15 protein-coding genes, 1 tRNA gene and 1 other annotated feature are annotated in these 22,481 nt (G+C 55.1%); of the genes, 5 read left to right on the top strand and 11 right to left on the bottom strand.

Annotated elements, in window-relative coordinates:
* Positions 1-271: 271 nt before the first annotated feature.
* The 7 genes from NQU17_12255 to zupT all read right to left on the bottom strand — a co-directional run bounded on the left by NQU17_12255 (position 272) and on the right by zupT (position 8,720).
* Positions 272-359: transfer RNA gene (locus NQU17_12255), tRNA-Ser, on the bottom strand.
* A 223-nt stretch (positions 360-582) separates the two neighbouring features.
* Positions 583-1,536, bottom strand: a complete 954-nt coding sequence (locus tag NQU17_12250; protein ID UUM11414.1) for a helix-turn-helix domain-containing protein — start codon at positions 1,534-1,536, stop codon at positions 583-585.
* Between the two features lie 103 nt (positions 1,537-1,639).
* On the bottom strand, positions 1,640-1,978 hold the full coding sequence (locus tag NQU17_12245) for a nucleoside triphosphate pyrophosphohydrolase (protein ID UUM11413.1): 339 nt from the start codon (positions 1,976-1,978) through the stop codon (positions 1,640-1,642).
* 175 nt (positions 1,979-2,153) lie between these two features.
* Complete coding sequence (locus NQU17_12240; protein ID UUM11412.1) at positions 2,154-3,779, bottom strand: 5'-nucleotidase C-terminal domain-containing protein; 1,626 nt, start codon at positions 3,777-3,779, stop codon at positions 2,154-2,156.
* Positions 3,780-4,476: 697 nt separating this feature from the next.
* Positions 4,477-6,477 carry a S9 family peptidase gene (locus tag NQU17_12235; protein ID UUM11411.1) on the bottom strand — a complete coding sequence of 667 codons (2,001 nt, stop codon included), beginning with the start codon at positions 6,475-6,477 and terminating at the stop codon, positions 4,477-4,479.
* Between the two features lie 194 nt (positions 6,478-6,671).
* Positions 6,672-7,862, bottom strand: coding sequence for a coenzyme F420-0:L-glutamate ligase (locus NQU17_12230; protein ID UUM11410.1), 1,191 nt, complete (start codon positions 7,860-7,862; stop codon positions 6,672-6,674).
* A 42-nt stretch (positions 7,863-7,904) separates the two neighbouring features.
* Positions 7,905-8,720: a zinc transporter ZupT gene (gene zupT, locus NQU17_12225; protein UUM11409.1), complete on the bottom strand. Its 816-nt coding sequence runs from the start codon at positions 8,718-8,720 to the stop codon at positions 7,905-7,907.
* 334 nt (positions 8,721-9,054) lie between these two features.
* On the opposite strand from zupT, the gene NQU17_12220 reads away from it, so the two are divergent.
* The 5 genes from NQU17_12220 to NQU17_12200 all read left to right on the top strand — a co-directional run bounded on the left by NQU17_12220 (position 9,055) and on the right by NQU17_12200 (position 15,421).
* On the top strand, positions 9,055-10,749 hold the full coding sequence (locus NQU17_12220; GenBank protein UUM11408.1) for an alpha-glucosidase: 1,695 nt from the start codon (positions 9,055-9,057) through the stop codon (positions 10,747-10,749).
* The gene (locus NQU17_12215; GenBank protein UUM11407.1) at positions 10,733-11,920 is read left to right on the top strand and encodes a M20 family metallopeptidase; all 1,188 of its coding nucleotides are present in this window, start codon (positions 10,733-10,735) and stop codon (positions 11,918-11,920) included. The genes NQU17_12220 and NQU17_12215 overlap by 17 nt, the downstream gene beginning before the upstream one ends.
* Before the next feature lie 419 nt (positions 11,921-12,339).
* Positions 12,340-12,584: a binding site (T-box leader), on the top strand.
* A 54-nt stretch (positions 12,585-12,638) separates the two neighbouring features.
* Complete coding sequence (locus tag NQU17_12210; protein ID UUM11406.1) at positions 12,639-13,778, top strand: serine/threonine protein kinase; 1,140 nt, start codon at positions 12,639-12,641, stop codon at positions 13,776-13,778.
* Positions 13,779-13,857: 79 nt separating this feature from the next.
* Positions 13,858-13,980, top strand: coding sequence for a hypothetical protein (locus NQU17_12205; GenBank protein ID UUM11405.1), 123 nt, complete (start codon positions 13,858-13,860; stop codon positions 13,978-13,980).
* Positions 13,970-15,421, top strand: a complete 1,452-nt coding sequence (locus tag NQU17_12200) for a sodium:solute symporter family protein (protein UUM11404.1) — start codon at positions 13,970-13,972, stop codon at positions 15,419-15,421. The genes NQU17_12205 and NQU17_12200 overlap by 11 nt, the downstream gene beginning before the upstream one ends.
* A 479-nt stretch (positions 15,422-15,900) precedes the next feature.
* Here the strand turns inward: NQU17_12200 and NQU17_12195 are convergent, their stop codons facing one another.
* The 4 genes from NQU17_12195 to NQU17_12180 all read right to left on the bottom strand — a co-directional run bounded on the left by NQU17_12195 (position 15,901) and on the right by NQU17_12180 (position 22,476).
* Positions 15,901-16,533 carry a superoxide dismutase gene (locus tag NQU17_12195; GenBank protein ID UUM11403.1) on the bottom strand — a complete coding sequence of 211 codons (633 nt, stop codon included), beginning with the start codon at positions 16,531-16,533 and terminating at the stop codon, positions 15,901-15,903.
* Between the two features lie 381 nt (positions 16,534-16,914).
* Entirely contained in the window at positions 16,915-19,047 is a 2,133-nt protein-coding gene (locus tag NQU17_12190; GenBank protein UUM11402.1) for a catalase, read from the bottom strand.
* A gap of 334 nt (positions 19,048-19,381) precedes the next feature.
* Positions 19,382-21,073 (bottom strand): adenine deaminase, encoded by a 1,692-nt coding sequence (gene ade, locus NQU17_12185; protein UUM11401.1) that lies wholly within the window; start codon positions 21,071-21,073, stop codon positions 19,382-19,384.
* Between the two features lie 128 nt (positions 21,074-21,201).
* Positions 21,202-22,476 (bottom strand): amidohydrolase family protein, encoded by a 1,275-nt coding sequence (locus NQU17_12180; GenBank protein UUM11400.1) that lies wholly within the window; start codon positions 22,474-22,476, stop codon positions 21,202-21,204.
* Positions 22,477-22,481: the final 5 nt, after the last annotated feature.

Raw genomic sequence — 22,481 nt, 5'->3', positions numbered from 1 at the left:
ACCCTGTTCAAGGGATATCTATTTGTAAAGAATTATAAGTCTAAGATGTGAATTAAACAGAAATAATTGAAGATCACTAAACATTTGGTTAAAATGAACTTATGATCCTGTCAACTTGAAAAAATGATAATAAACCGACCTTCAGAATATGATGCAACCTTCAGGATCGTAATTTGAGGAGTGTAGTAAAAGTGTAGTAAAAGTAAAAAAATAGCTGAATCCTTGAAATCGTTGATACGACAAGGATTCAGCTATTTTTATCAGTATTCTATGGCGGAGAGTCAGGGATTTGAACCCTGGGATGCTTGCACATCGCCGGTTTTCAAGACCGGTGCCTTAAGCCACTCGACCAACTCTCCATGTGACTATATTATATTACCAATTGGAAAGTTGGATGTCAATGATAATGATTTTAGGGCTTTATAGCAGTTTTTATGGCTGGAACTGGTGATGGGTAGCTGTGTCGTATCGGATGAAAGCATCAGCTCATAAGCAAATTAAGGGAAACAGGAACTGGAGCGTTAGATGACAGTTCCTGTTTCCCATTTTCATGCCGGTGAGTTCATTGTTATTGTCAGATGGTCAGGCGCGATCGACAGCGACCAGCAGATCCATAACCGTTTTTCCCTCGACTGTCAGAACTTCTTCCAGGCAGGGGGCCTGGGAATCATGCTTGAAATCCGGATCTTTGAAGTCGTGCTCTTCGAGCCAGGCGACGAGTGCCTGCCATCCGCCTGGAATCCGTTCAAAGGGAGCGGCAAAGGGATCGGTGATGCGTAGGATAGCGTACCGCAGAGAGGGAATCTGCTTTATTGTCAGGGGTGTATCTTCAAAGACGAGTGAGGCGGGAAGCTGACCGACCTGAGTCGGGTCGATCACCAGCCAGGCTTCGTATCTCCGCAGGGCAGTAACATCTTCCGATCCCTCAACCGGTGAATCAAAACCAAACCGACGGCTGACCTTCAGATTCCAGGCTTTCGCCAGACGATCCATGCGGCCGAGGATCTCGTCTTCTGGTTCTGAACCCATGGCGATTCCACAGACAACAGTCATGGCTGGCAGAATTTCATAACGGACATCACTTAAATAATCTTGCATGCTTGATACTCCTTGTTCAATGGTGGGCAGCAGCGGGCGAAAGGCAGGGGGTAAGCCCTTCAAAATTCTTTGCGGATCGATTTGAAGGGTTCTGTCATAGGACTTCAGACGTCGGATCCGAATGGGCGGATCCATTCGAAAGGCACTGGGAGGCTGACCGAAGGTTCTCCGAACTGCCCGGGAGAAGGCTTGTTCCGACCCATAACCGGCATCCAGTGCTGCATCCAGGATGCGGTTGCCGTCTTTCAAGCTGATCAGGGCTTCCTCCAGACGACGGCGTCGGAGGTAGTCCATGACGGTATATCCCGTTTCAGCCTGGAACAGGTGAATCAAATAATACTTCGAGAGTCCGGCTTCGGCGGCCAGCTGATCAAGAGTTACCGGATCATTCAGGTGATCCTCCAGATGTTGAAGAATGGATTGAAACCGATGATTCAAGGGGAACCTCCTTTTCGGTCTGATGTTAGGATAACCCGTCTTATGAAAAGATACCCAACCAAAATTGCTATTACCGGTCGGTTGAAGAATTTTTTTTCGCTTTTTACGTCGTCGGATCAGGATTCTCATCCCTGTCCCAGACTTGCTTCAGCAGAAGCCGTTCCTTGAAAGCGCCGCGTTCTTCTGCTTTCTTCTGACGCAGAGCTTCCAGTTCTTCCATGGAACAGTCCTGGAGTTGGGCCAGAGCCCGGATGACTTCCAGGAGATCGGCCAGCTCCTCGGTGTTTTTGGCTTCCAGGTACTCTTTGGTTTCTTCCATAAGTTTTTCTTCCAGTTTGGCAGCGTATCCTTTTTCCGACAGGATCTCAAAGTCAGCGGATTTACCGGTCGCCTGGATAATCTCCGGGATCCGGTCGCGCACCAACTTGTTGTAAAGTTTCATCAGCAAGGTTCCTCCGTTTCAACTGCTTGCAATACAGCTATGTTCACTCTGATATTATTATACCCCTTGAACCATCCATGGAGCAGCGCCCTGGTGAGAACCATACGCTGGTGAAAACAGCCAGCAGGCTGCCCATGGGGCAGCCTGCTGGAAATCATTTTTTTGTGAAGTCAGTTTATTGGACGACATAGGCTGATGCGTCAAAGGCATGGATCAGCGTCTGTCTCGGAAGGCTCCGAATATACTGAGCCAGCTTGTCACGGACCGGAATGAAAGTATCCACAACATCAATGGCACCGGTGAAGTTGTACTTGTCTCCGCCGGTGTATACAAAGTCCAGCGTGGAAACGGAGTACAGGGCTGCATTGTCGATGGGATCACCGTTTTGCAGAGTCATCTCCACAATGCGGGAACCATATGGTTTGGACAGATCTACTTTGACCTTGACGCCATAGAACTGTCCGTCCTTGAAGGTTCCTTCCTCAATGCCATGCTCGATGAGTTCGTACAGCTTCGCTCCGGTGACTTTTAGGGTCACCAGTGTATTGTCAAAGGGGAACAGTTTATACATGATGCCCATGGTGATTTCTCCGGCCGGCATCGGTTCACGGATTCCGCCGCCGTTGATGATCGCGATCTGAGTGCCGCCTAGTTCTGAGAGAGCTTTGGCAGTCCACTGTCCCAGCGGGGTCAGTCCAAGAGGTCCAGTTGTATCATGTTCCAGGAGCTGGGCATTCATTCCGACATACTCATTCAGGACATCTGCCAGATCGGCCTTGTAACCGGCTACCAGATCCGCTACTTCCTGGTTCACCGGAAGGCTGGCGATCCGGGTGGAGATCGGGTCGATGAACCCGTCAATGGATTCAAGCTTGGTGTTGCGATTGTTAAAGGTGAGTCGGGCCACCTGGAGAGAGCGCCCGTTATATCGGCCCTGCAGAATCTGAATGCCATTTACGACGGCATCGATGGTCTGGTGGGTGTGTCCTGAGAAAATCAGGTCGACGCCGGAAATATGATCAGCATAGTCCTTCAGTTCTCCGGTTACTTCACCGGTCGAGCTGTCCTGGTATCCGCCAAGATGAGTCAGAGCAACCACCGCGTCAACTTTTTTAACTTCTCGCAGGTATTTGACCCAGTGTTTTGTTGCCTTGACCGGGTCGGTAAACTCGATGTCAGCTACGTTGGCGGCAGCGGTCTTGGTGGCCGTTTCCGGGGTGGCGATTCCAATAATTCCGATTTCTACGACTTTGCCGCTGGTGAGGCGGACTTTCTTGATCATGTAAGGATCCGCATAATCCACCGGCTCGCCACTGTCCTTATAAACAATATTGGAAGCCAGGAAAGGATAACCGCCCTCTTCGGACCAGTCATACATCATATCCTTGCCCCAGTCATATTCGTGGTTGCCGATTGCAGAAGCTTGCAAATCCATCAGCTGGAACGCGTCATTGACGACTTTGCCGTGGGTCAGATTGGATATGGCCGTACCCTGGAAATTGTCTCCGGCTGAGAAGAAGAACGTGGGATATTCGGTCTTCATTTGATCGAGCACACCGGCAATCTTGGCGATTCCGGGGTTGCTTCCAAGAGACTCGACATTTCCGTGAAAATCATTAAAAGCGACAAACTGAATGGTTTCGTATTTTGAGCGCTGTCCATTCGAATAGGCATTTCCGCCCTTGGCAATGGCATTTTCGGTTCCGGTGGCGGCATAGGTGTTAGAAATTCCGGCAAACAAAGAAACGACGAACGCAAGAATCAGCAAGAGTGACTTCAGTACCGTTTTCCTGTTCCTCATTACGTACCTCCTGTCCATATCAATGGAATAGATTGGATTCAATTGTAAAATCATCATAACAAACAAATGTTAAGCTTCCGTTCAATCTTCGTTTACATTTTAAGAATATCGCAGTGTAGAACCTTGATATCACGGTTCATTTTGGAATTATCTATGGCAGAAGCCATTTTTGTGCGTTATTAATGAAAAATTTTCCGTAATTTTTAAACAGAAATGTTTTCATAAATTATTTATTTTTTTCAAGATAAAAAGATCGAATTATGATTGGAAAATAACGAAAGTCTTCGATATAGTTTACACTATCGCTTATAATAAAAATATGTATAGCTATTAGAACTGAAATTTGTTATTATTAATTTTAAATACATCTACAGTCACAGAATAACATCAGATTATTTCTGCTTGATTATTTGAAAAGGTAGTGAGGTCTCTTCCACGCTATCGCAACCGGTATTCTTGAAGCTGATAAATTCTAATGATTCACTAAAGTTGAAAAGCTGTTAAATCAATGCTTTGATAAGTGTGTTCCCCGCGTGTGCGGGGTGATCCTAAGTCCATGATGTTGTCTAACATCGTCCCCGCGTGTGCGGGAGGTACTTTACTGGGAAATGATCCCGAAAAATCACAATGACAAAGAAGGCAGGGTGTATATCCCTGCCTTCTTGCTGTTTGTTGTGTGGATTTCATTGGTTGGAGCTTAATTGAGGTACTTTTCGAACCAGTTGGTGATTTCGGTGAGGCGGCGGATCCGGCCTTTGGGTTTGCCGCTGCGGGAGAGTTCGTGGGTTTCACCGTGGAAGACTGCCATGCGGGCTTCACAGCCGTGCAGCTTCAGAGCGATGAACATCTGGAAGGCTTCGGGGATCCAGCAGCGATAGTCCTGATCGGAGTGGATGAAGAGGGTGGGGGTGGTGCACTGATCAGCGTATTTCAGGGGGGAGAGCTCCCACATCTTTTCCGGATTCTTCCAGGGCCAGGCATCGTTTTCGTTGGGGGCAAAGAAATAGCCGATGTCGGAATTGCCAAAGAAGGACATCCAGTTGGAGATGGAGCGCTGGGATGCAGCACAGCGGAAGGCCTTGCTGTGGCCGATGATCCAGTTGGTCATGAAGCCGCCGTAGGAACCGCCGGTCACTCCGACGCGCTTTTCATCGATATCCGGATAGGTATCCAGCACTTTATCCGTGAAGTCCATCAGGTTTTCATAGTCGACGGAACCGTACCGGCCGCGGATGTCGGCAAATTCATTGCCCTTGCCGTCCGAGCCCTTGGGATTGCAGAAGAAGACAAAGTAACCAAGGTTTGCCCAGACCTGCATTTCATGATAGAAGACGGAGCCATAGGCAGTTTTGGGGCCGCCGTGAATGACCAGGATGCCCGGATATTTTTTGCCTTTTTTGTAGTCGGCCGGTTTCAGCACGAATCCATTGACGATGTCATCGCCTTCGCCGCGGGAGCGGATGGACTCAGGAATCAGAACCTGATGGTTTTTCAGGTAGTCTTCGTTAAAGCTGGTGAGCCGGACCCGGGAACGTTTCTCCACCCGGTAGAGTTCCTGCAGACCCGAAGTCTCCATTCCGACAAATACGATGGTGCCGTCACTGGATACATCAAAGGCATCCACGGAGCCCGGTTCATCCATGAGCACTTCAATCTTCCCGTGACGGTCCATCCGCTTCAGAAGGGAATCCGTGTCATTGGTTTCGACATAGTAGATCCAGCCGTTTTTTACGATCAGGGAATGACCGCCGCCGTAGCGCATGTCGGAATTAATGGAGGAGCCGATGGAGAAATCCTGGTCTTCCAGAATCGGCTGGAGCTCCAGGCTTTTCAGGTTTAGCAGGAAGAACTTGGGGTTTTCGTTCAGTCCGAAGCGTTTTCCTTCGCTGATCAGAAGAACCGCCGTTTCATCATCCAGGAACTGAGCGTCATAGATCCGGTGCTTGCCGATTTTTACCTCGCTCACTTTTTTAGCGGCGACGTCGAGAATACCCAGCTTGGATTCCAGAGCAGCAACGCCCTTGTTTTCATCGATGGTCACCAGAGCCAGCGTTTTGGCCTCATTGAGCGAAAAGTCATGGATGGACGTTTTGCCCTTATTCAGAGCGGTGATCTTCCTGGTTTTGGCATCATAAAGGCACAGGCGTCCGCGTTTGCCAGCCGTAAAGCCGCCGCCGTTGCTCCAGAACGGAATCTCTTCGATGGTCTCAAAATCCTTTTCCGCTTCCCGGCGGTCCAGTTCCTTCTTTTTCTCGGCTTCATCCTTCAGGATGTGCAGGTCCTGACCCTTCAGGTCGGTGGACATGGTGAACAGGTAACGGGATTCGTCGATCCGCTCGACTTTTCCGGCTTTGGCCGGAAGCGTAATGAATTTCTCCGCCTCGCCGCCCTTGAGGTAGATGCGGTAGAGATTGGTGAAATCATCCTTCTTGGCCTGATCCTTGTCTTTTTGCTTGCGATTGGCGGAGAAAATCAGGTGGTCATTGCCGTCCCAGACAAAGCCGGTGACTTCGTCGGAGGCGGTGAGGCGCCAGCTCTCGCCCTTTTTTACATCATGGAGCCAGATGTCCGACTGATAGCCGTTCTCCTCCAGATCGGGCTGGGTTCGGATAAAGGCCAGCCAGGTGCCCGCTTCATTAAATTCCGGAGCGGATAAAAAACGAATGTCTTTCAGGTCTTCAATTAGTACTTTCTGCATGGAATACCCTCCGTACTGCTTTGCGCATGATAACTCCAGTGTACTACAAAACGGCAGTGCCGGATGCCTGCCCGGCTCAGGTTCTGTTCTGATTCAGTCGCTTTGTGATGTGTTTCACCAGACCGGAAACCCGGCCGTCTTTCGACAGCCGGGTTTCGGATCGGACGTTCTGCCGATATTTTTTGAGTTTTGACTTATTTGCTGTAGTTGTCGAAGTACCCCTGAATGTAGATGACCGGGGTGCCCTTGTCGCCCGAACCGGAGGTCAGGTCGCACAGGGAGCCGATGAGGTCGGTGAGACGGCGCGGCGTGGTCCCCTGGGATTCCATGCTGCCGGTCAGATCCGCTTCCTTGTGGTTGATGTGGTTGGCAATGGCCGCCTTGAGCTCGGTACCGGACAGGTCGCGGAAATTGTTGTCTGCCAGATACTTGATCTTGATCTCATTGGGCGTGCCTTCCAGCCCGTCGGTATAGCCGGGAGATACCACCGGATCTGCCAGTTCCCAGATGTAGCCGACAGGATCTTTGAAGGCGCCGTCTCCGTAGACCATGACTTCCGGCCGTTTGCCGGTCAGTTCTTGGAGCTTGGTCTGGATGCCTTCGACCAGACGCTTGCTGTCCCGCGGGAACAGCTTGACTTCCTCTTCCGTGGACTTGTTCGAGCCCAGCAAACCGTATTCCTCATTGTAGCCATGGGCATCGGACGGTTCGCTGAGGATCTCATCCAGGGACAGAACCCGGTCGGCGCCGGCCTGAAGCAGAATCCGCTTGGTCCGCTTGCGCGTATGGATATCGCAGTTAATGACGGTTTTGGTGTAATCCAGGATGGTTTGGGCATTGTTGGCGAAGACCACTTCACACTCACAGCCTTCGCCTTCGATGATGCTCCGGTAATACTGGACATAATCGACGCCGGTGAAGGTATGCTTGGCCTGACCGAAAGCGGTCCGGAAATCCAGCTCGGACAGGACATCCGTCCACGGATTGACTCCGGATTCATCCAGCTTGTCCAGATAGATCAGGTGATTTCCGACTTCATCCGCAGGATAGGACAGCATCAGAACGATTTTTCTGACCCCCCGGGCAATGCCCTTGAGGATCATGGCAAAGCGGTTGCGCGAGAGAATGGGGAAGATGACGCCGCAGGTCTCGCCTCCGGTTTTTTCCCGGACATCCCGGGCAATGTCATCCACCGAGGCGTAATTGCCCTGGGCTCTGGCAACAATGGATTCGGTCATGGCGACAATATCCCGGTCCTGCATCTGCAGGTGCTCGGACTCCAGAAAATCCATGACCAGCTTGGTGACCAGCTCGCTCAGATCGTCACCCTTGCGGATAATAGGGGCTCTGAGCCCACGTACGGTAGTTCCAACGATTCGTTCCAATGGTAGTTCCTCCTTAAGGAAAGCATATTTTCGTGATCGATCCTACAAGAACAGGATCAGACTGAGCGCCATCAGCATCATGCCCAGGACAAAGCCCAGGATAGAAAGGTGGTGCTGGCCGTATTCTTCGGCCGTGGGCAGCAGTTCATCAATCGAGATAAACACCATGATTCCGGCCACGGCGGCAAAGACAAACCCTTCCACCGTATCGTTGAGAAATGGCATCAGGATCAGATAACCCACCAGTGCGCCCAGCGGTTCGGCCAGGCCGGACAGAAATGAGTAGAGGAAGGCCTTGCGCCGGGAGCCCGTCGCGAAGTAGATCGGTACCGAAACCGAAATTCCTTCCGGAATGTTATGGATCGCAATCGCCACCACAATCGGAATGGCCAGAGTCGGATTATCCAGGGCTGTAATAAAGGTGGCCAGACCTTCCGGGAAGTTGTGGATTCCGATGGCCAGGGCCGTGAATACGCCAGTGCGCATCAGGCTGCTCTTGGAATGACGCTGGCTTTCGTGATGCTCCATGAACGAAGCCGGATCTTTGATTTCATGAGGGTTTTCTTCTTCCGGAATCAGCTGGTCGATGACGGCAATCAGGGCGATGCCGACAAAGAAGCCAATTACCGTAAGGGTTGTCGCTGTTTTCGGACTGCGGCCGTGACTCAGGGAATCCAGCGCTTTGGGAAATATTTCCATGAATGAGACATAAACCATGACTCCGGCGGAAAATCCCAGACTAAGCGACAGAAACTTCGTGTTCGTTTTTCTCGATAACAATGCAATCAGACTTCCAAAGCCGGTGGCCAAACCAGCCAGAGAAGTCAGTAAGAATGCGAGCAGAATATTTTTTTCCATCGTTTATACTCCTTCTGCTTCCATTTTACACGCCCAGTCCCTGGGACACAATATCACCCGGGGACTCACGGCAGACGTTCCCGCCTGGGACATGCGAAAAAATCAAGGAATCCGCATCAAATTGTCGCCGGATGCTTGAGGATTCTCTCCCGGCCGGACCGGACAAATTGCCCAGGCAAGGAAGCGGGGAGTATAATGGAAGCAATCAGAAAAGGAAGGGGCACAGAACCGGAAGCAGCCGGATCCAGGGGACGGTTGTCAGGGGTTTCCAGGTGACGGCCGCCTCGAAACGATCCAGGGGAATAAGGGGCGCAAGCCCAACGGAGGAATGAAATTGGAAAGACAATGGTGGAAAGAGGCGGTAGTCTATCAGATCTACCCGAGAAGTTTTCAGGACAGCAACGGCGACGGCATCGGGGATCTGGCCGGAATCAGTTCCCGGCTGGATTATCTTAAGCATCTGGGGGTGGATGTCCTTTGGATTTCCCCCTTCTTCAAGTCGCCCAACGATGACAACGGCTATGACATCAGCGATTACCGGGAGATTATGACGGAGTTCGGCACGATGGCGGAGTTTGATGAGCTGGTGGCCGGCATTCATGCCCGCGGCATGAAGCTGGTCATGGATCTGGTCGTCAACCACTCCTCGGATGAGCATGCCTGGTTTCAGGCATCCCGCCAATCCAGAACCAACCCCTGGGCTGATTACTACATCTGGAAAGATCCCCGGCCCGAGGGCGGTCCCCCCAACGACTGGCAGTCGATCTTCTCCGGATCAGCCTGGGAGTATGTTCCCGAACGCGGTCAGTATTATCTCCACCTCTTCTCCCCAAAACAGCCGGACCTGAACTGGGACAATCCCGCGGTGCGCCGGGAAATCCATGAGATGATGAAATTCTGGCTGGACAAGGGAGTGGACGGCTTCCGCATGGATGTCATCAACCTAATCTCCAAGTCCTTTGCCGCCGACCCCGAGGGGGAGGATCTCTACTTCCAGGGACCGCGCCTGCATGAGTACCTGCAGGAAATGAACCGAAACGTACTGGCGGGACGAAATCTTCTCACCGTCGGCGAATGCCCCGGAGCGAGCCCGGAGGATGCCATTGACTTTACTGCACCCGAACGGGGAGAACTGACCATGATCTTTACCTTCGAGCACATGGATCTGGACAGCGGCCCCGGCGGCAAGTGGGACTTCAGGGAGTTTGCGATGCCTGCTCTGCGGGAGAATCTGTCCCGGTGGCAGCTCAGCCTGCACGAACGGGGCTGGAATTCCCTGTACCTGGACAACCACGATCAGCCCCGCATGGTCTCCCGCTTCGGCGACGACCGCCGCTACCCCAAAGAATCCGCCAAGCTGCTGGCTCATGTCGTCCATTTCCTGGAAGGTACCCCTTACATCTACCAGGGGGAGGAGCTGGGCATGACCAATCTGAACATCGAGGGCCTGGACGATCTGCGCGACCTGGAATCCATCAACGCCTGGCATGACCTGGTGGAAGCCCGCTCGCTTTTTACGCCGGAGCACATGATGGAAGCCATCCGGCGCAAGGGGCGAGACAACGCCCGCACGCCCATGCAGTGGGACGACTCCCCCCAGGCCGGCTTTACCACCGGACAGCCCTGGATTCGGGTGAATCCGAATTATCAGTGGATCAACGCCGCCCAGCAGCTGTCCGACCCCGATTCCGTGCTGCAGTATTACCGCCGGATTCTGTCCCTGCGCCGGGAGCTCCCGGTCATGGTCTACGGCCGGTTTGAGCCCCTGTTCCCGGATCACCCCAGTCTGTTTGCCTGGGAACGCATTCTGGGAGAGGAACGGCTGATCGTGGTGAACAACTTCTCCGCCGAGCCCACTCCCGTGGATCTGTCAGGCATTGCCCGGCAAGGCGAATTTGAACTGTTCCTGGCCAATTACTCTGATTTCAGGCTGTCCCCGGAGGGGCGGTATGAACTGCGGCCCTATGAAGGCTTCGTCCTGTATAACGAAGCCCATGAACGGGAGGATCAGGATGTATCGGGTCGCTGATTTTCCGCAGGCCATTCAGGATTACATGGTGCGGCAGCGGCGTCATTTTCACGCCCATCCTGAACTCTCGCTGAAGGAAGAGCGCACCAGGGACCATATCCTGGCGCAGCTGGACGCCATGGGCATCGCCTGGCAGATCGTGGGACTCACCGGCGTGCTGGCCAATCTGAGCGGAGACCGGCCCGGACTGACGACTCTGATCCGGTGTGAGATGGATGCGCTGCCCCTGACCGAAGAAACCGGACTGCCCTTTGCCTCGCAGGAAGCCGGTGTCATGCATGCCTGCGGCCATGACGGCCACATGGCCATCGTGCTGGGCTTGATCAAATACCTGGCGGAGAAACGGGTTTCCTTCTCCGGTAAAGTGCTGTTTCTGTTTCAGCCCGGGGAAGAGATCGGCAAGGGAGCCAAGCTGGTGCTGGAGGACATGGAGCGCCTGGGCATCGAACCGGATGAAGCCATCAGCGTCCATACCGGTTCCGAACTGAAACTTGGCCTGATTTCCGTCCCGTCCCGCGCCGTCATGGCCGGAACCCGGACTATGAAGGCATTGATCAGGGGGCAGGGCGGCCACGCTTCCCGACCGGATCAGACGATTGATCCCATCAATGCGATGGTCAGTTTTCTGTCCGAAGCCCAGCGCCTGAAGGACCGGACCATCTCCCCCTTTGAGGAAGCTATTCTGTCCTTCACCGGCGTTCATGCCGGCACGAAAACCAACATCGTGCCAGAAACCTGCGAAATCTGGGCTTCCATGCGCTTTTTCAACGATCGGGTCGGCGATCAGCTGCGGGATATCCTGGAACGGACCGCCCGGGCCGTCATCGAAGCCACCGGCGTTGACATCGATCTGGTGTTTTCACCCGGACTGCCCCCGGTCTGGAATGACGAAGCCGTCACCAGAAAATGCCGGGCCGCTGCCCGGGCCACCTTCGGTAACGACAACGTCCAGGAAAACGAACGCATCATGGCTTCCGACGACTTCGGCAAACTCCTCCAGCGCTGGCCCGGCTGCTATGCCTTTGCCGGAGCGGGCAGCGAAATCACCGGCATCTACCCCGGCCACTCCCCTAAATATAATGTGGACGAGCGGGTCTATCCCTACATCGTGACCTACTACCTCAATTATCTGACGTCCCAGCCGGATCAGGCAGTGATTTCTTCCGACTGAACAGGGTCAGCATAAAAGGACCAGCATAAAAGGACCAGCATAAAAGGACCAGCATAAAAGGACCAGCATAACTGGATCAGCATAACTGATCAGCAGAACAGGATCAGCAGAACAGGATCCACATCACATGAAGAACAAACCCCGGACCGGTCTCAGTGGAGAACGTCCGGGGTTTTCGTCCGCTCGTCGAACAATCAGTCTCGGAATATGCAGCGGGAGCAGTGGAGGAAACTGCCGGAAATGAGCGGAATTTCGTTATGACCTGGTGTTATATTGCATAAGTGGCAATCCGGGGAATCGGAGAAGGGGTGTGAAGTCGTTTTCCCTTGATCTGCAAGGATATTTTTGATAATTCGGCGATAAGAGGGTTGACAGAAGAAAAAGCGATAGGGTATATTATTAACAATAAATGAATAAATATACAGACTGAGACGAGAAGAGTAGCCAGGGGTGATTCAGACAGCGAGTCCCGTGGGTGGAAGGGGATATGGAATTTCCTGGCGAACAGAGCCTCCGAGTCGTGCCGCTGAAATTGATGAGGCGGCGACGGGATGTCCCGTTACCGATTGAATAATTGCATAAATATGTAATTATAAGTGAGGCCGGAATCCTCTGGAATCCGGTGAATTAGGATGGTACCACGAGAGAGCTGCTCGTTCCTGAATCGATGATTCGGAACGGCTTTTTTAATTGAAGCAAACAAAAGAGGAGAATGAAAATGAAGATTGTGAATTCCTGGAATGATTTTGATCCCTTGAAGCATGTGATTGTGGGGCGGGCGGACAACTGCTGCATTTCCCCGTCGGAACCCGCTTCCAAAGCCAAAGTGCCGCTGGACAGCCCGATGCGCGGCATGACCGGACCCAGACCGCTGGCCACCGTGGAAAAAGCCAACGAACAGCTGGAAGGCCTGGTCAAGCTGCTGGAGAGCCGCGGCGTCAAAGTGGACCGGCCCGATGCCCTGCAGTGGAATCAGGCGGTGGTGACGCCGCATTTCATGATCGGCAGCATGTTCGGCTGCATGCCCCCGCGGGATGTGCTCCTGACCATTGGCAGCGACATCATCTCAGCCCCGATGTCCTTCCGTTCCCGGTATTTTGAATTCTATGCCTATTCCCGGATTCAGAGAGAGTACTTCGACAAGGATCCGAACTTCCGCTGGATCGCCGCTCCCCGCCCGGAACTGTCGGACGCTTCCTACGACATGCATTACTTCGATGATGAAGTCACCGAGGAAATTCTGCTGGAGCGGACCGCAAAGCTCCATATGGTCACCAAGGAGCATGAGATCCTGTTTGACGCCGCCGACGTGCTCCGCCTGGGCAAGGACCTGTTTGTCCAGCATGGCCTGACCACCAACCGCAAGGGCATGGAGTGGCTGCGCCGGATGTACCCGGACATGAGAGTTCATGCGGTGAACTTCCCCGGCGATCCGTACCCGATCCATATTGATGCCACGTTCGTACCGCTTCGTCCGGGTCTGATCCTGAACAATCCCGTTCGGAAACTGCCCAAGGAACAGCGGAAGATCTTCGAAGCCAACGGCTGGGAGATTGTGGACGCTGCTCAGCCGGCCCACAGCCAGCCACCTGAACTGTGCTACTCCAGCGTCTGGCTGTCAATGAACTGCCTGGTTCTGGATCACAAGACCGTCATCGTCGAAGCCAGTGAAACCGCTCAGCAGGAGCAGATGGACAAGCTCGGCATGAACGTGATCCCGCTGCCCTTCCGCGATGCCTATGCCTTTGGCGGCGGATTGCACTGCGCCACGGCGGATGTATACCGCGAAGGCGTCTGTCAGGATTACTTCCCCCATCAGGTGGAGGATCCCACCCTGGTATCGTTCCAGGAAAAATAAACCCGGCCGGATGACAAACGGACCGCGCCGGAATCATGTGAACAAAAGAAAAGCTCAACGGAGAAAGGAGATTCTTATTATGTCAGGTTCATGGACTATGATTTCATTTTTGATTGGCTGCGGACTGCTTCTGGTCATTCCGACCCTGGTCACGATCTACAGTGAGTGGATGGCACACCACGGAGGAACTCATGTGGTTTAACTGGACCGTTTTGGTGGTCACGGCCATCGTTCTGATCGGAGTGGGTGCCTGGTCCGGCCGCCAGATTAAGGGAGCGGCTGCCGAAGGCGCCGGCTTCCTTCTGGGCGGCCGCCAGATCGGCCCCTTCATCGGCGCCGGCACCCTCATTGCCACGGGCTACAGCGGCTGGGGCTTCATCGGCTCCCCCGGCACGGCCTACCGCTATGGTACTGTCGAGATTCTGGCTAATTTCCTCTTCGCCCCAGCCATTGTCTTCGGCACCATGCTGTTTGCCGGATTCATGCGCCGGCGGGCCGAGCGCAGCGGCGGTCTGACGATCCCGGAGTACCTGGCCAACAGCCATCGCGGGACCCCCGGTCAGCGGCGCCTGGTCCATTTCATTGCCGGCTTTGCCACCTTTCTGTTCCTCTCGGTCTATCTCATCGGTCAGATCCGGGCCATCGGCCTGGTGGCGTCGCAATGGCTCGGAATCCCCGAAGTAGCCGCCTCCATGCTCCTGATGCTCCTGATCACCGTGTTCACGATCCAGGGAGGCCTGCTGGCCGTCGCCCTGACGGACACCCTGATGTGCATCGGCATGCTCATTGCCACAGTCATTGTCGCTGCCGTCATGTTCAGCCATGTCAGTCCGACGGATCTCCTGGCCGGCCTGAGCCGGATCGATCCGGAGCTGGTCAATCCCACAACTTCCGTACCCTATGGCAAAAGCCAGCTCAGCGTATTTCTGGTATTCATCTACGCGCTGCTCTTCACCACAACGCTTCCCTACATGTCGGTGCGATTTCTCTCCCTGAAGGAAGACATCAAGATTCACCGGATGGCTCTGTACATGGCCCCCATGGGCGTCATCCTCAGCCTGATCCCCCTGGTCGGCCTGTTCATGCGCCAGCAGGGCTACGTGCTGGCCGATCCCGACAGCGCTATGCCGGTTTTTCTCAATACCTATCTGCCCCCAGCCATTGGCGGGGTGATCACGCTGTTTATCCTCTTTGCCATGCTGTCGACCATCAGCTCGGTGCTGCAGACCCTGGCTTCGGCGCTGTCCTATGATATGACTGTTTCCCTGACGAATCGCCAGGAGAACGTGTCGCTCCGGATGAACCGGATTATGGTCGGGCTGACCACCGCCTGGGGATTGTTCCTGACCTTTGTTGCCCCCGCCGGCATGCTCAATCAGATCGCCTACATCGGAACCGGCGGCCTCATCGCTATGCTGGTCGGACCCACCATCATGTCCAGCCTTGTCGAGGGCGACCTGCGCGCCTGTCTCGGTTCCATGAGTGCCGGACTCCTGGCTCAGATCCTCCTGGTCCTGCGCTTCAATGTCGGCTGGGTAGAAGCTCCGATCCTGGCCGGACTGGCCGGATCCGCCGTATACATCGTTCTGGCACTGGCGGCCAACGGCGGCCATCGCAAGCCTCAGCCCGCACCGGTGAACTAGCGCTCATTCCCCACCGGACACTTCGACCGCAAAGCCAGAGCGAATGAAGCACAACAAAAAGCACTGCTTCCGTCCAAAGACGGAAACAGTGCTTTTCTTATGGGGGAGAGGAGGTGAGAACTCGAAGGGGATACGGAAAGGTTGAATTAGTGGATCCTTTCGGATGCCTTTCTGTTTTTTATCCGAGCAGCCTCTCCACCGGTTTCTTCATGCTGTCGGGCTCTGCGGCCAATCCATGTTGTCATTCCCTGATGAGCTGCACCATGCGGTCATGCGTTCCCTTGCAGGGTCTGCCCTGCCGGAATCCTGAAAATGGGGGGTGTAAGCAGTGTTGAGGAGGAGTGTGGTGAAGTGAGCAGTTACGGAAGGACGTAAACTTCCTGATTTTTATCAATTGTACTAAAAATCTGTGGCTGTTCGCCACTGGATCTATTCGGTAACCGGTCCGGCTGCCCTCTGGTTCGGGACTGCGCCGCCAGTTACTGCCTGTCGCTGTAAAGCCGTTCGACTTCCTTCCAGTTTACAACGTTCCAGAAAGCCTTGATGTAGTCCGGACGTCTGTTCTGGTAGTTCAGGTAGTAAGCGTGTTCCCAGACATCCAGGCCCAGCAGCGGATGTTTGCCCAAAGACAGGGGACTGTCCTGATTGGGGGTGGAGAGGATCTCCAGCTCGCCGCCGTCATTTCGTACCAGCCAGGCCCAGCCGGAACCGAATCGGCCTGCCGCGGCATTGCCGAACTCTTCCTTGAAGGAATCGAAGGAACCAAACTTCTGCCGGATGGCTTCGGCCAGATCGCCGGACGGCTCACCGCCCTGATTGGGTCCGATCACTTTCCAGAAGAAGGCGTGGTTGACATGGCCGCCGCCGTTGTTGCGAATCTGAGTCTTAATATCATCCGGTGCATCCAGCTGATCCAGGTTCCGGATCAGTTCCTTCACCGCTTCGTCGTCATATTCATCGGCGGCCTTGCCGGAGTTCCACTTGTCCAGTGCTGCCACCAGCTTATCGATGTAAGCCTGATGGTGCTTGGTGTGGTGGATTTCCATAGTTTTGGCGTCAATGTGGGGTTCCAGTGCGTCATAAGCATATTCTAATTCAGGTAATTTGATCATGTGTCATTCTCTCCTTTAGTGGTTTGATCCATCGCCAGTCCCCGGATCCGACGACCCGAAGTCCGATGGACTGTTTCATTCATTAGCTTCATTATAGCCAATTGATAAGGATTATCAATTAACTGCCTGTGAATAAACCGTGAAGGTTCCGGATGGCCGGCCGCACGCCCGATTGCGATTCATCGACCCCTAGTTGTCCGCACTGCTCCATCGGAAAGAGAACAGGCTGCCTGAGGCAGCCTGTTCGAGCAGGATCGGGTATTTCCTAGAAACAGGAATCCCCATGATTCGGGTATCCCCATGATTCGGGTATCATGGGGATTCGGTGCTATTCCGTAATTCGGTCATTCTGTGATCGTTTCTCTTTGAGGTGAAATCAGGTTACTTAACCTTGCGATCCCAGAACCGGTGATTTGCCAGCAGCTCGATGAACGCGGCTGAGTCGAGGGGGTCGCCGGTCAGAACGCCGGGTTCTTCCAGGGAGACTTCCTGCGGAATCCAGTCCGCGATGGCGGAGTGGACGGCAAGGGGCTTGAAGTGCTGGAAGGTATCCTTGACGAAATCTTCGAAATGGGGGAGGAAGCTCGGATCCTTGACGGGTTTTCCGCCCAGGAAGATTCCGGCGTCATACAGGACAGCTGCCGCGGTCAGGTGGCTTTTCTTCGCTTGTGCGGTCCCATCGCTTCCCTGGATGGTGCCGATTCTGGCGGAGACAATTTCCGGAACCGCTTTGGCTTGTTTCAGGGTGCTTTCCAGGTCCTTCAGCTGCGCCGAATCGAAGCCATCGGTGATCCAGATGGCAACTTTCAGGGTATCCGTCTTTTTAACCGTATGTTCCTGACTGAGGGCCGGGGATACTTTTTCGTAGGAGGTGCCCTTGGTTTTCACGGTCTTAGTTCCGATTTTTTCAGCCACGGCTTTTGCCAGCGGGAGGTCAATCTCACACAGCATTTCGGTGATCTGCTGCCGTACATCCGGCGATTCCACCATCTGAAGCTCAAAGATGAAGGCATCCCGCAGGTGCTCCTGCTCCACCTTTGACAGGGACCGATAGAACATCACGGCCTGGGAATAGAAATCCTTAAAGCTCTCGCTGCGGCTGCGCACCTTGCGCCCCTCCACCTTTTCCTGGTAGTGGACAAATCCGCCCTGATCCCCGGGAACCGGGACAGGAGCATTGGCATTGAGCGAATTGCGGTGATAGCTGGTCTGACCCCGATGGATCTCCATCTGGTGGTAGCCGTCCCGCTGATTGTTTCGAATGGGGACAACCGGACGATTGATCGGAATCTGATGGAAATTCGGACCGCCCAGCCGGATCAGCTGCGTGTCGGTGTAGGAGAACAGCCGCCCTTGCAGCAGCGGGTCGTTGGTAAAGTCAATGCCTGGCACCAGGTGTCCCGGGTGGAAGGCGGACTGCTCGGTTTCGGCAAAGAAATTGTCCACATTCCGGTTTAAGGTCATCCGGCCGATGATCCGGACCGGAACGTCCTCCTCCGGCCACAGCTTGGTCGGATCCAGAATGTCGAAGTCCAGGGAGAACTCGTCCTGTTCGGGCAGGAGCTGAACCCCGAGTTCCCATTCCGGGAAGGCGCCCTGGTTGATGGCATCGGTGAGGTCGCGCCGGTGGAAATCCGGATCCTTGCCGTTGGTTTTCTGGGCTTCGTCCCAGACCTTGGAATGGACGCCCAGCAGCGGTTTCCAGTGGTATTTGACAAAATGCGCCTCTCCCCGCTCATTGATCCAGCGGAAGGTATGGATGCCAAAGCCCTCCATCATTCGCAGGGAGCGCGGAATCGCCCGATCCGACATGGACCACATCATCTGATGAGCGCTTTCCCGATTGTTGGCGATGAAATCCCAGAACGTATCGTGAGCCGAGGATGCCTGGGGCATCTCATGATGAGGTTCCGGCTTGACCGCGTGAATCAGGTCCGGGAACTTGATCGCATCCTGAATAAAGAAGACCGGCATATTGTTGCCCACCAGGTCGTAATTCCCTTCCTGAGTATAGAACTTCACCGCAAAGCCGCGCACATCCCGCACATTGTCTGCCGAGCCGCGGGACCCTGCCACCGTGGAGAACCGGGCAAACACCGGCGTTTCCAGACCGGCCTCCGACAGGAAATGGGCCCGGGTAAATTCCTTCATCGATTCATAGACCGTGAAGACACCATGAGCTCCGGTGCCCCGGGCATGCACGATGCGCTCGGGAATCCGCTCATGGTCGAAATGGGTGATCTTCTCACGGAAATGGAAGTCCTCCATCAAGGTCGGACCCCGGTCTCCGGCCGTCAGGGAGAATTCATCCTCCGAGACCTTCACGCCCTGATTGGTCGTCATTTCGGTGCCTTCCGATTCTACTCTCACCTGGTCCAGCTGGGCCAGCTTTTCATTGGTTTTGGAATCAGTTTCCGTCGGATCCGTCCGCTCAGCCGGCTTCTTTGCTTCCGGTGACTTTTTTGGTGTTGAACTCTTTGCCTCTGCTTTTTTTGAACTTGCTTTTCTGGCCATACTTTCCCTCCGTAAACGTTGTTATCTCCATCATACAAACTCGAAAAAAGTGGAATGGATTATTTTTGCATTGTTCATAAGCCGTTCGAGAAACCTTCAAGGAATCCCCGATTTATGAATCGGAAGTAACAGAAGTTAAGGAAGGATTTCCGAACGGGCGGCATCCGATCCCGGGACCAGGCAAATTGGATCGGGAGGTCCCCATCCCGAGTCGGGGCAGGCCGCCTTGAAGTGAAACCCGGCGGAGAAAGAACGGTATCCTTCGCAGAAAAGTGCGCAAAGAACCCCCTGAATCCCTGCCGGCAGGGGATTCAGGGGGAAGCAATCGGTGTTTCTACTCGACAGCGGGCAGCAGGCGCTGTTCTGTGACAGAGAAGAGTCCTTCCACTGTGAGCTTGACTTCGGGAATGACGGGCAGGGCCATGAAGGCCAGGGAGAGGAAGGGGTTCATCGCTTCGGGAATGCCCAGGACCTGATGGGCGATGCGATCCATCTCTTCCAGGCGGCCGGCCACTTCCTCGATGGGGGCTTCCGTGAGCAGTCCCGCAATGGGCAGCTCCAGCTCCGCCAGGACCTGGCCGTTCTCAACCAGGACGATGCCGCCGCTGATTTCCCCAACCCGCTCGATGGCCCGGAGGATATCGGCATCGCTGGCTCCGGCGCAGATCAGATTATGGGCATCATGGGCAATGGTGGAGGCGATGGCGCCTTTCTGAATGCCAAAACCGTCCAGGGCACAGACCCCGGCCAGGGGCAATGCCCGGTGGCGTTCCAGGCTGACCAGCTTGGCCATGGCCTGGCCGTAGGGGAAGTTCTCCGATTCGATCCGGCCCTGTTTCAGTCCGGTGACCAGGCTGCCCGGCGACATCACCAGGGCGCGGTAGGTTGTGCCGGTCAGGTGCAGCGACTCTTCCGTCAGCGGCTGAAACCGGACGGAAGGGTCGGGCCGGTCCAGCAGCGGAAGATCGAAGTCCGTGATCTGCCCCTGGCGGCAGACCAGTCGGCCCCCGGCATAAACCGCTTCGATGGAGACATCGGCCAGATCATCGAGGATCAGGAAATCAGCCCGCCGGCCCGGCGCCAGCGCACCGCGATCCTCCAGGCGGTATGCCTGGGCTGAGTTGAAGCTGGCCATGGCATATGCCCGGGCCGGGTCAATTCCGTGGCGGATGGCCAGTCGGATCAGGTGGTCGATGGTGCCGTCGCGCAGGATATCAAAGGGTTCGATGTCATCGGTGCAGAAGAAGCAGCGGCGCCAGTTATGGTCATTGACCGCCGGCAGCAGCGCCAGAGCGTTCTTGGCGGCCGTGCCTTCACGGATTTGAATGTACATCCCCAGCCGGATCCGCTCTTCCATTTCCTCCCGGGTGGAGCATTCATGCTCGGTCTGGATGCCGCTGCCCACATAGGCATTCAGGGCTTTCCCCGTAATGCCCGGAGCGTGGCCGTCGCGGGGCCGGTCGGAAAAGGCCGCCAGCTTCTGAGCGATGGCTTCGGATCCTTGGAGCAGCGCCGGAAAGTCCATCATTTCCCCCAGACCGTGCGCCGCTTCATGGGTTTTCAGGCGGCTCATCTGCTCCGCGGTCAGTTCGCTGCCGGCATGGTCAATGGGCGCGGCCGGCACGCAGGACGGAATCATGAACCGGAAATCCAGCGGCAGGCCCCGGGAGGCGTCCATCAGCCAGCGCACGCCGGCTTCCCCCAGGACATTGGCAATTTCGTGCGGATCCGCCATTACCGTGGTGACGCCGTGGGGCAGCACCCCCCGGGCATACTGACCCGGGGTCACCATGGCCGATTCGATGTGCATATGGCCGTCCAGAAAGGCCGGGACAATCCAGCGGCCGGAGCAGTCCAGCTCCGTGACGCCTTCGTAGTCACCGATGCCGGCGATCCGCCCATGGGCAATCGCCAGGTCGGCCTGAAAAAACTGGGCATTGAATACATCCAGCAAATACGCGTTCTTAAGGACCAGGTCAGCCCTGACCCGCCCGGCTGACGCCTCCAGCAGTGTTCTGTAGTCCATGGGAGATCCTCCGTTGGTCGATTTCTCATTTTTCTTATGACTATTATAGCTGATTCCATTGAATCAGACGGATATTTTTTCCGGAAAGTTAAAACCGGCAGCCGCGCTTTTGACGCGGCTGCCAGCCATTACTCCCGCAGCCGGGGTTCGGGCAGAATCTCCCCCTCCAGCATGCGCCAGCGGATTTCCGCGGGATCCCCCGCGAACACAAAGCGCGACAGCCGGTCGGTGAGACTCATGGCCTTGATCCGGCGGGCAGCCGAATCGTCGATGACCAGAAGGTCGCACGAGGAGCCTTCCCTGAAATCGCCGCAGTCGCCGAAGAATTTTCCGCCTCCCCGCGTGCCCATCCAGAAGGCTTCCGCCAGACTCAGCGGCGTCTGTGCCGGATCCTGACTGAACAGCACATTGGATGACTGCATGGCCGCCACCATAACCCGGGGGATGGACAGGGTATTGCCGCCGGCCACGTCCGTGCCCAGCGCCAGATGGATATTGCCCTGCCGGAGCAGCCGGGCCGCCGGCATGATGCCGGAGGACATGTTCAGATTGGCGGTGGGGCAATGGGCCACAAAGACCTCGTCCCGGGCAAACCGCGCCACTTCCTCCGGTACATTATGGATGCAGTGTGCCATGATGGTCGCCTGATCCCGGATCAGACCGTGATCACCGTAGACGTCCAGGTAGTTGTCCGATTCGGGATGCAGCTGCTTCACCCATTCCACTTCATCCCGGTTCTCGTTGAGATGGGACTGGACCGGCACGTTGAATTCCCGGGCCAGTTCCCCCAGTCCGTCCATCAGCGGCGCCGTCACCGAAGGGACAAAGCGGGGCGTAATGATGGGCTTCACCTTCGGCGAAACCCCGGCGTACTGCTCCAGCCAGCGCCGGGTTTCGGCCAGCGACTCTTCCGTGGTTTCAGTCAGTGCCTCGGGCGCGTTGCGGTCCATGTTGATCTTGCCGACGAAGGCGGCCAGACCGGACTCGAGGAAGAGATCCATCAGAATGGCTGTGGCCTCTTGGTGCACCGTGGAGTAAACACAGGAACGCAGACTGCCGTTGCGCCACAGCTCCCGGACAAAGCGCGAATAGACCAGATTGGCGTACTCCGGATCCTGGTAGGCCGCCTCCAGCGGGAAGGTGTAGCGCTCGAGCCAGGGCAGAAGCGGCATATCCATGCCCAGCCCCATGTTGGGGAACTGGGCGGCATGGACATGGAGATCGGTGAAGGCGGGAATGATGAGCGATCCGCTGTAATCAAGGACCGGAATTCCAGCCTCGGACTGCGCAAAGAAGCCGGCGCAGCGGCCCTCCCGAACCAGCAGACAGCAGTCCGGCTGTTCCGACAGGTGATCGGGCCGGTCGGCATGGATGAAATCCCCTTTGATATAGAATGTCTTCATGTCAG

Source organism: Clostridiaceae bacterium HFYG-1003 (genome assembly GCA_024579835.1).
Taxonomy (GTDB): Bacteria; Bacillota; Clostridia; order Clostridiales; family Clostridiaceae; genus JG1575.
This window is presented reverse-complemented; position numbering and strand designations above follow the sequence as displayed.

What these genes read in the sequence shown, in the direction of transcription:
- NQU17_12240 (UUM11412.1), bottom strand. Translation starts at nt 3,779, where the DNA reads ATGAGGAACAGGAAAACGGTACTGAAGTCACTCTTGCTGATTCTTGCG.
- NQU17_12200 (UUM11404.1), top strand. Translation starts at nt 13,970, where the DNA reads ATGTGGTTTAACTGGACCGTTTTGGTGGTCACGGCCATCGTTCTGATC.
- NQU17_12195 (UUM11403.1), bottom strand. Translation starts at nt 16,533, where the DNA reads ATGATCAAATTACCTGAATTAGAATATGCTTATGACGCACTGGAACCC.
- NQU17_12235 (UUM11411.1), bottom strand. Translation starts at nt 6,477, where the DNA reads ATGCAGAAAGTACTAATTGAAGACCTGAAAGACATTCGTTTTTTATCC.
- NQU17_12180 (UUM11400.1), bottom strand. Translation starts at nt 22,476, where the DNA reads ATGAAGACATTCTATATCAAAGGGGATTTCATCCATGCCGACCGGCCC.
- NQU17_12245 (UUM11413.1), bottom strand. Translation starts at nt 1,978, where the DNA reads ATGAAACTTTACAACAAGTTGGTGCGCGACCGGATCCCGGAGATTATC.
- NQU17_12215 (UUM11407.1), top strand. Translation starts at nt 10,733, where the DNA reads ATGTATCGGGTCGCTGATTTTCCGCAGGCCATTCAGGATTACATGGTG.
- ade (UUM11401.1), bottom strand. Translation starts at nt 21,073, where the DNA reads ATGGACTACAGAACACTGCTGGAGGCGTCAGCCGGGCGGGTCAGGGCT.
- NQU17_12210 (UUM11406.1), top strand. Translation starts at nt 12,639, where the DNA reads ATGAAGATTGTGAATTCCTGGAATGATTTTGATCCCTTGAAGCATGTG.
- zupT (UUM11409.1), bottom strand. Translation starts at nt 8,720, where the DNA reads ATGGAAAAAAATATTCTGCTCGCATTCTTACTGACTTCTCTGGCTGGT.
- NQU17_12205 (UUM11405.1), top strand. Translation starts at nt 13,858, where the DNA reads ATGTCAGGTTCATGGACTATGATTTCATTTTTGATTGGCTGCGGACTG.
- NQU17_12190 (UUM11402.1), bottom strand. Translation starts at nt 19,047, where the DNA reads ATGGCCAGAAAAGCAAGTTCAAAAAAAGCAGAGGCAAAGAGTTCAACA.